At 72.2% G+C, this 12,711-nt stretch carries 11 protein-coding genes; 3 read left to right on the forward strand and 8 right to left on the reverse strand.

What is annotated here, in order from left to right; genetic code table 11:
• Nucleotides 1-132 precede the first annotated feature (132 nt).
• Together E4623_RS20880 and E4623_RS20885 are read right to left on the reverse strand one after the other, a co-directional pair.
• Nucleotides 133-501: a hypothetical protein gene (locus E4623_RS20880; RefSeq protein ID WP_134768517.1), complete on the reverse strand. Its 369-nt coding sequence runs from the start codon at nt 499-501 to the stop codon at nt 133-135.
• 143 nt (nt 502-644) lie between these two features.
• Nucleotides 645-3,386, reverse strand: a complete 2,742-nt coding sequence (locus E4623_RS20885) for a LuxR family transcriptional regulator (RefSeq protein ID WP_134768518.1) — start codon at nt 3,384-3,386, stop codon at nt 645-647.
• 259 nt (nt 3,387-3,645) lie between these two features.
• Between E4623_RS20885 and E4623_RS20890 the strand changes: the two genes are divergently transcribed.
• Together E4623_RS20890 and E4623_RS20895 are read left to right on the forward strand one after the other, a co-directional pair.
• Complete coding sequence (locus E4623_RS20890; RefSeq protein ID WP_134768519.1) at nt 3,646-4,059, forward strand: hypothetical protein; 414 nt, start codon at nt 3,646-3,648, stop codon at nt 4,057-4,059.
• A 112-nt stretch (nt 4,060-4,171) separates the two neighbouring features.
• A complete protein-coding gene (locus E4623_RS20895) occupies nt 4,172-5,677 on the forward strand; it encodes a hypothetical protein (RefSeq protein WP_134768520.1) in 1,506 nt (501 codons plus the stop codon).
• Nucleotides 5,678-5,727: 50 nt separating this feature from the next.
• Here E4623_RS20895 and E4623_RS20900 read toward each other — a convergent pair whose 3' ends face one another.
• The 5 genes from E4623_RS20900 to pdhA all read right to left on the reverse strand — a co-directional run bounded on the left by E4623_RS20900 (nt 5,728) and on the right by pdhA (nt 10,397).
• On the reverse strand, nt 5,728-6,297 hold the full coding sequence (locus E4623_RS20900; protein WP_134768521.1) for a TetR/AcrR family transcriptional regulator: 570 nt from the start codon (nt 6,295-6,297) through the stop codon (nt 5,728-5,730).
• 3 nt (nt 6,298-6,300) lie between these two features.
• A complete protein-coding gene (locus E4623_RS20905) occupies nt 6,301-6,744 on the reverse strand; it encodes a GNAT family N-acetyltransferase (RefSeq protein WP_167736788.1) in 444 nt (147 codons plus the stop codon).
• A 182-nt stretch (nt 6,745-6,926) separates the two neighbouring features.
• A complete protein-coding gene (locus tag E4623_RS20910) occupies nt 6,927-8,270 on the reverse strand; it encodes a dihydrolipoamide acetyltransferase family protein (protein WP_209020812.1) in 1,344 nt (447 codons plus the stop codon).
• A 19-nt stretch (nt 8,271-8,289) separates the two neighbouring features.
• The gene (locus E4623_RS20915; protein WP_134768523.1) at nt 8,290-9,285 is read right to left on the reverse strand and encodes an alpha-ketoacid dehydrogenase subunit beta; all 996 of its coding nucleotides are present in this window, start codon (nt 9,283-9,285) and stop codon (nt 8,290-8,292) included.
• The gene (gene pdhA, locus E4623_RS20920; RefSeq protein ID WP_134768524.1) at nt 9,282-10,397 is read right to left on the reverse strand and encodes a pyruvate dehydrogenase (acetyl-transferring) E1 component subunit alpha; all 1,116 of its coding nucleotides are present in this window, start codon (nt 10,395-10,397) and stop codon (nt 9,282-9,284) included. Before pdhA ends, E4623_RS20915 begins: the two co-directional genes overlap by 4 nt.
• Before the next feature lie 281 nt (nt 10,398-10,678).
• Here pdhA and sigJ point away from each other — a divergent pair, with 281 nt between their 5' ends.
• A complete protein-coding gene (gene sigJ / locus E4623_RS20925; RefSeq protein WP_134768525.1) occupies nt 10,679-11,617 on the forward strand; it encodes an RNA polymerase sigma factor SigJ in 939 nt (312 codons plus the stop codon).
• 67 nt (nt 11,618-11,684) lie between these two features.
• On the opposite strand, the gene E4623_RS20930 is transcribed toward sigJ, so the two are convergent.
• The gene (locus E4623_RS20930) at nt 11,685-12,707 is read right to left on the reverse strand and encodes an alcohol dehydrogenase catalytic domain-containing protein (protein ID WP_209020813.1); all 1,023 of its coding nucleotides are present in this window, start codon (nt 12,705-12,707) and stop codon (nt 11,685-11,687) included.
• Between the last annotated feature and the right edge of the window lie 4 nt (nt 12,708-12,711).

Below are 12,711 nucleotides of genomic sequence, written 5' to 3' on the forward strand. Positions count from 1 at the left end.
GGGTCCCGGCGTCCACCGATCGCCGTCGACCACGAGCGCGGGGACCGCCGGGTCAGGGCATGTCCCGACGCCCACGTCGGCGCCCCGGCTCGGGTGGTGCCGCGCGGGCAGCAGGTCCTGGTGGGTAGCGCGTCAGGCCTGCCCAGGAGCCGTGATCGCGAGGGCCTTCTCGGCGAGCACGGCACGGGGGCGGGTGTAGGCACGATCGAAGGTGAGCACCACGAAGCCCGCTGCGTCACCGCAGAACTCGTACTGGCGCTCCCTGGTGCCTGCCCGGCGCCCGGGCCCGTCCAGGACCCGGGCGACCCGGGCCCGGGACCATCCCCGGTGGATCCGGTCGTACTCGCGGTAGGTCACGCAGCGCCGCGTGTCGTCGGCGGCCGAGGCCGCAGATACCGACGAGCTCGCCCGAGCCCCAGCGGCAGCGTCAGCCGGGACGCCGCTGGGGCCGCCCACGAGGAGGGCGCCGATCGTGGCGGCGAGGACGGGGGCGATCCGCATGGTGGGCTCCTGGTCGTTCGGCGTGGACGCGCGTCGGTCGTCGCCCTCGGACGGCACACGCGCCCGTCCGGTTCCCCGCCAGGGGTCCGCCGCCGCAGGCAGCCCGCGGCCCACCACGCGGGGTGGTGACGCACCGTTGCCGCTCAGGGCGGCGACCACCCACCCGGTTCGCCGGCCTGCATCGCTGCGGCGAGCTCGGCCCGGTTGCGGACGCCGAGCTTGCGGTAGATGCGGGTCAGGTGGGCGGAGACCGTCTTGGTGCTCATGAAGAGCGTGGCGGCGACCTCGGCAGACGTCAGGCCCGTCGCGACCAGCCCGGCGACCTGCTCCTCCCCGTCGGTCAGCTGCGTCACCGGGGCACGGACGGCGCGCCCGCCGACGCGGTCCCGCTCGCGCCGGGCGCGGTCGGCGAGGACGGTGGCGCCGAGGCGCTCGAGCTCGACGACGGCGGCGTCGAGGTCGCGGCGCGCCCGCCCGCGCCGCCGGAACCGGCGGTGCACCTGGCCGCTGGTCACCAGGGCGCGGGCGCGGTCGAACGGTCGCTCGAGCAGGTCGTAGAGCGAGAGCGACTCGTCGACGGCCCGGACGGCGTCCTCCTCGTGGCCGAGCTCGGCCTCGAGCAGCGCCCGGGCGCGGGCCAGGGAGGCCAGCGTGGCGACGCGGCCGAGCCGGAGCGCGGTCGGGTGCAGCGAGGTCAGCGCCGCGGCGGCGTCGTCCAGGCGGTGGGCCGCCACCAGCGCCTCGACGCGGTCGCCGGCGAGGGCACGCAGGGCCGGCTCCCCCGCGTTGTGGGCTCCGAAGAGCTCGTCGTAGCGGTCGAGCTCGGCGGCCGCGGTGTCCCAGTCCCCGCGGGAGAGCGCGACGAAGCCGGCCAGTCCGCGTCCGCGCTGCTCGAGCAGCCCGTGGGCGGCCTCGACCCCTCGGCGGATGGTGTCGGCCGCCACCGAGGCGGCCGCGTCGAGGTCGCCCCGGTACGCCGCCAGCCACGCACGGTGGCTCTGGAGCGACGCGCTGTAGAGGTCGTTGCCGGTACGCCGGGACACCTCCTGGCACGCCGCGATGTAGGAATCGGCCAGGTCCCACGCCCCCGCTCGGGTCTCGAGCGAGACGAGCATGGTCAGGAAGTAGCAGAGGGACGCCTCGTCCTGCTCGTCGATCGCCTGCTGGCGCAGCGCGTGCAGGCCGCTCCGCGCTCCGGCGAGGTCGTCGACGAACAGCTGCAGGTAGGCCAGCACCGAGGCGGCCCGGTCGGAGACGGGCTCGGCGAGGCTGCCCTGCTCGAGCTCGAGCGCCCGGCGGCACGACTCGAGGTCGGCGCCCGCGCCGGCGTAGAACGCGGCTCCGGCCCGGGCGAGCAGGGCCGACGACAACAACCGGCCGTCGACGTCCGACCGCCCTTGCAGCAGCGCGATCGCGGTGTCGGCGTGCTCGAGCGCCACCAGCCAGTCGGCGGTGTGCGACCCGGCGAGCCCCATGTGGATCTCGGCCTCCAGCTGCACGTCGTCCGGGTGGCAGTCGAGTGCTGCGTGCTCCAGCTCGCTGGCGCCCTCCGGGCCCTCGGTGTCGTTGACCACCCGCGCCAGGACGTGCAGTGCCCGGGCGCGGTCGTCGGCGTCCTCCGCCTCGTCGGCGGCGACCCTGAGCTCCTGCTTGGCGCGGTCGGACTCGCCGATCCGGAAGAGCAGGTGGCCCACCTCGACGCGCCGGCGCACCAGGCGGGCGCTCCCGGGGGCGCTGGCCTCGACCGCCCGGCGGCGGGCGTCGCAGGCGGCGTGGACGTCGCCCCGGGCCAGGGCTCGCTCGGCGGCTCCGTCGAGCGCCTCGGCCACCTGCTCGTCGTGACCGCTCGACCCGAGCGCGAGGTGTCGGGCGCGTTCCTCGGGGCCCTCGACGATGGTGGCGAGCCTGGCGTGCAGGTCGCGCTGCTCGCGCGACGTCAGGGCGTCGTAGGCCGCCGCGGCGTACAGGGGGTGGGTGAAGACGACGTCGTGGCCGCGGGGCCGCACCACCCCGGCACGCTCGGCGGCGTCGAGGTCGGTGACGACCCCCAGGGTCTCGAGCTGCCTGATCGTCGGGTGTCCGAGGGCGGCGGCCGCCGCGAGGGCGGTGCGGGTGTCGGCGGGCAGCGTCGTCAGGTGGCGACCGACCAGGTCCACGAGCGACTCGGGGAGCGGCACGTGCGGGGCGCGACCGTCCCAGTCCCCGTCGAGCAGCGTGCGCGCCACCTCGACGCCGAAAAGCGGGTTGCCGTCGGCGGCGGCGACGGCCGCGCGGACGACCGCGGCCGGCACGTCGTCACCGAGCCGGGCGCGGATGACCGAGGTCAGCTCGCTGGGGACCAGGGGTCCGGCGCTCAGGCGTACGACCGACTCCGCCGAGGAGAGGTCGGCCAGGAACGGCGGCGCGGGCACGCCGGCCTCGACCCGTCGGGTCAGGAGCACCCGGACGGACCTCGGCAGTCGTCGGACCGCGAACACGAGGGTCTCCGCGGTCCGGGGGTCCAGCCACTGCACGTCGTCGACCGCGATGACGAGCGGGCGGGTCTCGGCGAGACGGCGGAGCAGGGCCGTGAAGGCCAGGCGGACGGCGTACGGAGCCGCCTGGTAGGCGCCGTCGTCGCGCAGGAGCGCCGCGCGGAGCGTGTCGGCCTGCGCCGAGGGCTGCTCGGCGACCTCGAGGTCGGTGATGCCGAGGCAGAGGTCGATGAGTGACGAGCCGACGAGGCGGGCCTCCGACTGCAGCGGCTGGGCGAGCAGGACCCGGGCCCCGGAGGCCTCGGCGAGGTCGACCGCGGCGCGCCACCGGAAGGTCTTGCCGATCCCCGGCGCTCCCTCGAGGAGGAAGACCTGGGCGTCGGTCCACCGCGGATCCAGAAACTCGTTCAAGCGTCACTCCTCGGACACGCGCCATGGGCCCGCACGCCCGGCAGCCTACTGCGACGACGCCGCTCAGGTGCGGCGCGACAACGGGCAGTCGGCGTTCCAAAGCATGGAAGTTCCTCCGATGTGTGACGCCCCTCCTCCTCCCTAGCGTTCGAGGTGTCAGGGAGGCCCGCCGCGGTCACCGCCGAGGCGGACGCAGCACGGCACCTCCCCGTCGCACCCACCGTTCCCGCACACCCATCACCACGAGAGAAGACCCACCATGTCCAGCTTGACCATCCCGATCATCCTGATCAGCCTCCTGATCCCCGTCGTCGCCTTCGTCGTGATCCTCAGGAGCGCCGGCAGCATGGGCCCGAGGAGCAAGATCCTGCGTTCCGGGCTCCCCGGCGAGGCCACGGTCCTGGCGATCGCTCCGACCGGCACCATCGTCAACGGCGTGAACTACATGTGCCGCCTGCAGCTGCGGGTCTCGGTCGCGAACCGCCAGCCCTACGACGTCGAGATCAAGGAGCTCCTGCCGATCACCGCCATGGCCGTCTACCCGGCCGGCGCACGCGTCGCGGTCAAGGTCGACCCGACGAAGCCCGAGCGTGTCGTCCTCGACCGCGCGGTCGCTCCGGTCCACCCGGCCGCCGGTGCGTACGCCGCGCCGCCCACCCGTCCCGCGCTCTGACCCGGATCCGTCGACACCAGCCCGGCCATCCCGTTCCCTCCGTCCGTCCTCGATCGGGGACGCGCCCGGAGCGCGGCCACCGTCCAACCCACTCGACCAGATCGGCATCCTCATGACCCTGCTCCACCGCGCCGTCTCCGGCGCCGCCGCCACGGCCCTCGTCGTGGCCGGCCTGGCGCTCGCCCCCGCGCACGCCGCCCCCAGCAACGCCGATCCCGGCTTCGGGACCCACGGCCGGGTGCTGCTCCAGAGCCCGACCTCCGAGAGCCTCGCCGACGTGCTCACCCTCCCGGACGACCGCGTGCTCGCCGTGTCGAACGTCCCCGGGTCCGGCAACGGCCTGCTGCTGCGGCGCCTGCGGGCCAACGGCGCCCCCGACCCGACCTTCGGCACCGGCGGCGCGCAGCGCTTCGGGCCCGCCGGCTACTACGGGCAGGCCCTGCTCGCCTACGACGCCCCCCGCGGGCTGGTCTACCTCACGACCTTCCAGGACAACGGGACCACCGCACCCACCGACCTCTGGAGGTTCCGCGCCGACGGCACCCAGGACCTCGGCTTCGGTGGCGGCGACGGCCGGATCACCATCGAGCACCGGCTGACCGAGGGCCTCGCGGTGCAGCCCGACGGCAAGGTCCTGCTGGCCGGGGTGAGCTTCCTCGACGGCAAGTCGGACGTGCTGCGACTCCTGCCCGACGGCGTGGCGGACACCGGGTTCGGCGTGTCCGGACGACGGGTCCTGACCAGCGGCAGCGAAGCGGGCCAGGTCGTCGTGCAGCCCGACGGCAGGATCCTGGTCGCGGGCAGCACCACGAGCACCGTGCTGGTCCACCGGCTCAGGGCCGACGGCGCCCCCGACCCGACCTGGAGCGGCGACGGCTCGACGACGTACGCCCCGTCGACCCCGGGCTGGGACACGACCACCGTGTGGCCACCCGGCATCGCCGTGCGGCCCGACGGCTCCGTCGTCGTCGCGGCAGGACTGAACCAGGTCAACGCGACCGGCCTGCGGACGCCGTTGCTCGTCGCCCAGCTCACCCGTCGCGGGACCACCGACAGCAGCTTCGCGTCCCGCGTGGTCCCGCAGTTCATGTCCTACACCGGCTCCGTCGCGCTCCAGCGCAACGGCAGGCTCGCCGTCGCCGGACAGGTGGGCGCCTCACCGAACGGCGTCGGGGCCGTGCTGCGCCTGACGACCCGCGGCGGCGTCGACCTCTCGTTCGGGACCAAGGGAGTCTGGACCGGCACGGGCCTGCCGGAGCTGACCGACCTGGTCCTCCAGTCGAGCGGGCGCCTCGTCGCCGGGACGAGTACCGACGAGACCGTGTCGAAGGGCGTGCTCGTCGCGCTGCGAGGCGACCGGGTCCCGACGTGCGGGGGCCGCCTGGCCACCCAGTTCGGCGGACCGAGGAAGGACCGCCTCGTGGGCACCTCGGGCCGCGACGTCCTCGTCGGGTCCCGCGGCGCCGACGTCCTGCTCGGCCGCGGCGGCGACGACTGGCTCTGCGGAGCCCAGGGCAAGGACGCCCTGCAGGGCGGTTCCGGCAACGACCACCTCGTCGGCGGCGCGGGCAAGGACCGGCTCAGGGGCGGGACCGGGGTCGACCAGCTGGTCCCGTGACGCCCTCGCGGCGAGCAGGCGGGTCCGGGGGCCCGCGGCTTCCGCGCGGGTCACGGCTGGGTTGCGGCCGCCGGCAGCACCACCGTGTCGAGCACCCGGGTCACCGTGGTCGTGTCCATGGGGGCGCCTCGTAGCACGACGAGGTGGAGGAGCCCGTAGAAGAGCGCGGCCGAGAGCAGGTCGCGGTCGGCGTGTGGCGGAATCTCGCCGCGTTCGGCGGCGTGGTCCCAGATGGCGGAGATCTTCGGGTCGTCGTCCAGGAACGTGCGGACGAACCCGCCTGCGGCGTCCGGATCCCAGAGCAACGCGGTGAACGTGGCGTTGAACGCCTTGAAGGTCGAGCCCTGGAACAGCCCGTCGGGGTCGAGCACCGTGGCGAGCAGGTCGCCCCGGAGACTGCCGGTGTCGACCTCGCCGCGTCGAGCCACCTGGTCACGTAGTGCTTCGACCACGAGGTCGAGCTTCGAGGCCCAGTGGCGGTAGATCGTCGCCTTCGACGTGCGCGCTGCCCGGGCCAGGGCGTCGAAGGTCAGCTTGTCGTAACCGTGGTCCGCGAGAAGAGCGATGGTGGCCCCCAGCATCTCGCGCCGCCGGGTTCCCTCGATCGGTTGCCGCGTCATGGTTCAGGCGTCATGGACGGGCTGGGACGCCGGAGCGTTCGGCGTGAGCTCGAGGTGGAGCTGGATGCCTGACTCGACCAGGCCTGCAGCACGGCAGAGGGCGAGCGCGGCCCCACCCGTCCCTGTCGCGGTGTCGACGACGACGGCCGAGCAGGAGGCCTTCCTGGCCTCGCGGAGAGCTCGGTCCAGGAGGCTCTGCCCGTGGCCCTGCCCCCGGAACTCCGGCAGGACCACCAGGTCGTCGATGTACAGGTGTCGGCCCCACCGGGTGCTCACCCGGATCCTCCATCCGATCACGGCCACCACCTGACGATTGACCTCGGTGACGACGTAGGCAGCGTCGTCGGTCGACCGCAGGACCTCCGCGAACAGGTCTCCGGTCGCGTCGGGTCGTAGGTACTTCAGGACCTCGAGTGCAGCGAGGCGTGTCTCGGGGTCGTCGCCCACCCCGAGGTGCTCGATCCGCCGTACAGGTCCTTCGGCATAGGGACACCGGTGTCGGTGCGGCATGCGGCCGTTCCCTTCGGTAGGCGCTCAGCGGGTGCTTGCTCGGGTCGGCACGATCGGCCGCGATGGACGCGTGCCACGCGTGCCACGCGCGGCAGGTCGGCGGCGATCGAGAGCAGCTCTCAGACCAGGATCGTCCACGGGTTCTCGAGGATGTCGGTGAGAGTCTGGAGGAACTGCGCCGCCAACGCGCCGTCGATGATCCGGTGGTCGGCTGAGAGGGTGAGGCGCAGGCGGTGACGTGCGACGACCATCTCGTCGACCACCACGGCCTCACGCGACGTGGCGCCGACCGCGAGGATGGCTCCCTCGGGTGGGTTGATGATCGCGGTGAACTCCTCGATGCCGTACATGCCGAGATTGCTGATCGTGAAGGTCCCCTCGGACATCTGCGAAGGGGCCAGCTTCCGGGCGTTGGCCAGGCTCACGAGCTGCTTGGTCTCCACGCCGATGTGCGTGACGGTCTTGGTGTCGGCGTCGCAGATGACGGGCACGACCAACCCGTTGTCCGAGGCGACCGCCACGCCGATGTTGACCCGGCGATGAACGGCCACCCGTGGTGCGTCGTCGCCGAGGTAGCTGGCGTTGACCTCGGGGTGGCTGCGTAGTGCGAGGGCACACGCGCGGACGATCAGGTCGTTCAAGCTGATCTTGGCCCGGTCGCTGTCGGCGAGCCGTCGGTTCACGGTGGCGCGCAGGGCGACCAGCTCGTCGACGTCGGCGACCGCCGTCACGTAGAAGTGGGGAATCGTGCGCGCGCTCTCGCTGAGACGGCGGGCGATCACTCGCCGCACGCTGCTCATCGGTACCTCGTCGTGGTCCGGTTCCCGAGCCGGCTCCACTGCCGCGGGGGTGTCGGCCGCGACCGGCGAGGGCGCGGTGGGGTGGGCGGCGGGCTCGGCTGGCAGGTTGGCGACATCGGCGCGGATGATGCGCCCGCCTGGGCCGGTGCCCTTGATCGTCTCGAGGTCGATCCCGCGCTCCCGGGCAATGGTCCGGACGAGCGGGGTTGCGACGGGTCGGCTCGTTCGAGCCTTCCGGGCTGGCACTGGCACTGGGTCTGGCACTTGCTCTGGCACAGGCACAGGCACAGGCACTGGCACTGGCACTGGCACTGGCACCTGCTCCAGCGGCTCGTGGTCCGGCGACGGTTGTGCCTCCGTCGTCACCGGTGGCGGCTGCTGCGCGGTGGGTGGGGGCGTCCCGCCTGCGACTGCGCCCGGGGCGTCGGCGTCGTCCTGGAGCTCGGCGATGGGGGTCCCGATGGCGACTCGTTCGCCCTCTGCGACGAGCAAGGTCGTCAGGATCCCGGAGTCGTAGGCCTCGAACTCCATGATGGCCTTGTCGGTCTCGATCTCGACGATCGGTTCGCCACTGACGACCCGGTCACCGGGCTGCTTGAGCCACGACGAGATCAAGCCTTCTTCCATGGTGTCGGACAGGCGAGGCATGGTGATCTGGATCATCTGCGGTCCTTGGAGTCGGTTAACGGCGGTACCCGATGGCCGCCAGGGTCTCTCGTACGGCACGCACCACGTCGTCGTACGAGGGGAGGGCAGCGGACTCCAGGGGCTTGGAGTACGGCAACGGCACCTCGGCCATGGCGACCCGGCGAACGGGCGCGTCGAGGTGGTCGAAGGCGCCGTCGGAGATCGTGGCGGCGATCTCGGCACCGATGCCGTAGGTGAGCCAGTCGTCCTCGAGCATGACTGCTGCGTGGGTGCGTCTCACCGACTCGACGATCGTCTCCCGGTCGAGTGGGCGGAGGCTGCGCAGGTCGATCACCTCGATGTCGATGCCCTCGTCGGCCGCGAGCTGCTCCGCTGCCCTGAGGGCCACGGTCGCCATGCGCGAGTAGCCGATGAGGGTGAGGTTCGTCCCTGCCCTGGTGATCCTGGCCTTGCCGATCTCCGCCGGGGCGATGTCGTCCGGCACCTCGCCCCTGGTGTTGTAGAGAGCCAGGTTCTCGAGGAACAGGACGGGATCGTCGTCGCGGATCGCTGCCATGAGGAGGGCTCTGGCGTCCGCTGGGGTCGAGGGGGCCACCACTTTCAACCCGGGGACGAACGCGTAGTAGAGCTCGACGTTCTGTGAGTGGGAGGCACCCAGCTGTTGTCCTCCTCCGCCTGGGGTTCGGATGACCAGGGGCACACTCATCTGGCCGCCGAACATGCCGTGGATCTTCGCGGCGTGGTTGACGATCTGGTCGAGGGCCAGCAGCGAGAAGTTGATGGTCATGAGCTCGACGACGGGGCGTAGCCCGAGCATGGCTGCGCCGATCGCTGCACCGGTGAAGCCTTCCTCCGCGATCGGGGTGTCGACCACGCGGCGAGGGCCGAACTCCTCGAGGAGGCCTGCCGTGATCTTGTAGGAGCCGTCGAAGATCCCGATCTCCTCGCCCATGAGCAAGACGTTCTGGTCGCGTTGCAGCTCGCTTCGCAGCGTCTGGTTCAAGGCCTGTCGGTAGGTCAGCACGGTCATGAGGTCCGCCCGGGCGTGGCCGGTTGCGGGTAGAGGGCTTGACCGGGCAGTCGTCGCGAGTCGTTGGGGACCTTCGTGGCGTAGGTGTAGTCGAACAGGGTGTCGGTATCGGGAGACGGGCTTGCTGCGGCGTAGGCGGCCACCTCGTCGACGTGACCCTTGATCTCGCGGTCGAGGGCCTCCAGCGCTCCGGCGTCCTGCACGCCGAGGGCGACGAGACGCGACGCCAGCGCTGCCACTGGATCGTTGGCCTTGACGCGTTCGACCTCGTCGGGTGTGCGGTACTTGGCCGGGTCGACGACCGAGTGTCCGCGGAGCCGTTCCGTGGTGACTTCGAGAAGGTACGGCCTCCCGCTCCGAGCGACGCCGACAGCGTGTGCGGCGGCCTCCGCGGTTGCGACGGGGTCGAGCCCGTCGGCGCGGACAGACTCGATCTGGTAGGCGTCGCCCCACTTGTGGAGATCGGGTTGTGCTGAGGCCCGTGCCGTTGCCGTGCCCATTCCCAGGCCGTTGTTGACGATCACGAAGACGATGGGCAACTCCCACAGGGCCGCCAGGTTGAGCGACTCGTGGAACGCCCCGATGGCGGTGGTGCCGTCGCCCATGGTGCACATCACGACCTGATCGAGCCCCTGGTACTGCAGCGCGAGCGCAGCACCGGTGGCGATGGGGAGCTGCCCGCCGACGATGCCGTAGCCGCCGAGCAGCCGGTGGGTGACGTCGAACATGTGCATCGAGCCGCCCCATCCCTTCGACACCCCGTCGACCCGGCCGTACAGCTCCGCCATGACGTTCCTGGGGTCGATTCCCCTGGCGATGGCGTATCCGTGCTCTCGGTAGTTGGTGAAGAGGTAGTCCTCGGCCCCGAGCTGGGAGACCAGGCCGACGACCGCGGCTTCCTCGCCCAGGTTGAGGTGGCAGTAGCCGCCGATCAGGGCCTGCATGTAGTCGCGTTGCGCGCGTTCCTCGAAGCGGCGCAGGAAGAGCATCTGCCGGTAGTAGTCCTGCAGGGTGCTGATCAGCGCCGCCGTGGGCTGGTCCTGGTCGGCCCTCCTCGCCGGGGTCCTGGTGGCGCGTTGCCGGCGGGCCGGCGTCCGTGCCGCCGCCGTCACGACCGTTCCTCGTCAGGACCCGGCGACGAGGGGTGGCCGTCCGGGAGGACGCCAGAGAGGTTCATCCGTTCCTGCACGAGGTGCTCCTACGTTGGTGGGGTTTCGGCTCCGGGGGATGGTCGCGGGTCAGCGACGCGCCGGAGCCCGACGCCGCAGTCCCCTGGGGTGCTCGGTGGAGTGCGGGGGTCATACCCGTCAAGACACGTCTCGGAGTGCGATTGTGAGGTCGCTACTCCCATCTCGCTGGTGTGCGCGGTCTCCCACGGTAAGGAGGACCACCCATGGACGACACCGCTGACCGCCCGCCGCTCCCAGACGGGCCCGAGGAACCGGACGCAGCACTCCAGGCCGAGGTGCTGGGCGAGAGACGCCACCTCACGGCCCTCGCGTTCCGGATGCTCGGGACCTTCGCCGAGGCCGAGGACGCCGTCCAGGAGACCTACATCCGCTGGTACCGGCTCAGCCAGGAGGACCGCGACGCGATCGAGGTGCCTCGCGCCTGGCTGACGCGCGTGGCGAGCCGTGTGTGCCTGAACATCTTGAGCTCGGCACGGTGGAAGCGCGAGACGTACGTCGGCCCGTGGTTGCCCGAACCGGTCCCGGCCGATGCGCTGCACGGTCTGGCCGCGCGGGCCGAGGACCCGAGCGAGCGCGTCACGCTGGACGACTCGATCAGCACGGCACTCCTGGTGGTCCTGGAGTCGATGACCCCGGCAGAACGTGTCTCGTTCGTCCTGCACGACATCTTCGCGGTGCCCTTCAACGAGATCGCCGACATCGTGGGCAGGTCACCGGCAGCCTGTCGGCAGCTCGCGACCTCCGCCCGCCGCCGGGTTCAGCAGGCTCGGGGCCGCCGGGTCTCACGCGCCGAGCACGATGACGTCGTCAAGGCCTTCGCAGCCGCAGCGCGGACCGGCGACATCGCCGGGCTCGTCGCGGTCCTCGATCCGCACGTCGTTCTCCGGTCTGATGGCGGAGGAGTCGTCACGGCTGCCCGCAACCCGGTTGTCGGGTCCGACCGGGTCGCCCGTTTCGTGGTCGGCGCGCTGACGAAGCACCCCCGTGCGAGCGTCGTGGAGCGCAACACCCACGACGGGCTGGGCTTCGTCCTGTGGGACGAGGGACGCATCTCCGGGGTGGTCACGCTCGATGTCGCTGACGGACTGGTCACCGACGTGCGCATGATGGTGAACCCGCACAAGCTCACCCTCTGGAACTGAGGTCCCCCGAGCCCGCGACGCGTCCGGCCACTCCGGGCGCCACCGGCACCGGCCGTCCGTCGGCGGTTCAGTGGTACTCCACGACGACCCGGAACCGGGCTCGGCCCGACGCCGCGCGTTCGTAGGCCGCGGCGACGTCCTGGGCCTCGAACGTCTCCACCATCGGCGTCACGGCGCCGGAGGCTGCCAGGTCGAGGGCCTCGACGAGGTACGGGGTGCCGTTGTGCGCCGAGCCCAGGATCGAGTGCTGGTTCATGATCATGGACATGTTGGCCAGGTTGAACTCGTCGAAGGCGATGCCCATCATCACGGCACGACCGTAGGGGGCCAGGCCCTGGAGCGCGTCGACCGCGGCCCGGTTGGAGCTCGTCGTGGAGAGCAGCACGTCGGCACCACCCATCGCGGCCAGCTCCGCCCCGTCAGCGACGACGTGGTCGGCGCCCAGCCGGGTGGCGATCTCCTGCTTGTCGCTGGTGGCCGTCACGGCGATCGTCTCGAACCCCGCGGCGCGCGCGTACTGGAGGGCCAGGTGACCCATGCCGCCGATCCCGGCGACGGCGATCCGCTCCCCGGGTTCGGGGTCGGCGCGGCGGATCCCGCTCCACGCCGTGTAGCCGATGCACATGATCGGCGCCGCGTCGCGGTAGGCGAGCGCGTCGGGGAGCAGGACGGTGCCCGCGGCCGCGGCGACGACGTACTCGGCCTGCGCGCCGTCGACGTTGAACCCGGTCAGGACGGCGCCGGGGCACTGCCCCGCCGTGACGAAGTCGAGGGGTCGTCCGCCGCGGCACCAGGCGCACCGCCCGCAGGACTCCTGCAGGGTGATGATCCCGACCCGGTCGCCCGGGACCCGAGAGGTGACGCCGTCGCCGACGGCGACGACCTCCCCGACGCCCTCGTGCCCCGGGACGCCGGGGAGGTCGCGGAAGACGAGCTGCCCGCCGGTGATGTAGGGGTCGGTGCCGCAGATGCCCGAGGCGTGCACCCGGACCAGGACCTGTCCCGGCGCGGGGGTGGGTACCGGGACCTCCTGGAGGCGCCACGGCGCACCCACGGCGTCGATGGTGGTGGCCAGCATGGTGCTGTTCACCGCG

The organism is Nocardioides sp. 1609 (assembly GCF_004522105.1).
Classification (GTDB): domain Bacteria; phylum Actinomycetota; class Actinomycetes; order Propionibacteriales; family Nocardioidaceae; genus Nocardioides.